We start from the raw sequence: 644 nt of genomic DNA on the forward strand, positions 1-644 counted from the left end.
AACTTTGATACCACCACTGCTGGCGCCAATGGCGGCCTGAACCGTCTCGACGTTTCCACAGGCGTACAAGTTCCTGGCGCACTGAGTGTCCTGACAGACGGCTCTGGCGTACAAGACCTGTCCCTGACAGCGGGCCAAGTTAAACTGGTTGCTGGCACGATCGACGCTTCTGCAGAACTGGCCAACGTGACAATTCGCGTCTCCACCAGCTCCGCTGTGAATGGCGCACAAAAAATCACCATGGGTGCCGGTAACGACACCGTGATCTTCGATAACATCCAGGACACACGTGCTGGTCTGACCATCTCCGACACCGTAGTTGGTGGCGCTGGTACAGGCGACACTCTGGTCATCGACGGTGATTTGACAGGTGCTAACCTGGGCGACACCATCGCTCTGGGCGCGTCTGAATGGACCAACGTATCTGGTTTCGAAACCATCCGTCTGATCGGTACTTCCAACAACGCCGGTACAGCGGGTGCTGGTAACTACCGTCTGACATTGACCGATGCCCTGATCGCTGCCAACAACAACGGCGGTGTTCTGGCCATCGTGAATGACAACGATACAGCCAATGACACCGGTGCAGCAGCTGGTACAGCTGACACAGCTGGTACAGCACAAGAAAGCGCTGTTGTGATCGA

The 644-nt window shown here is 56.2% G+C and carries 1 protein-coding gene; it reads left to right on the plus strand.

What is annotated here, in order from left to right:
- Positions 1–644, plus strand: a 644-nt coding sequence (locus tag ACO0K9_RS28030) for a hypothetical protein (RefSeq protein ID WP_422990683.1), incomplete at both ends; no start/stop codon positions are given.

This window comes from Undibacterium sp. Ji50W (genome assembly GCF_049340445.1).
Classification (GTDB): domain Bacteria; phylum Pseudomonadota; class Gammaproteobacteria; order Burkholderiales; family Burkholderiaceae_D; genus Undibacterium.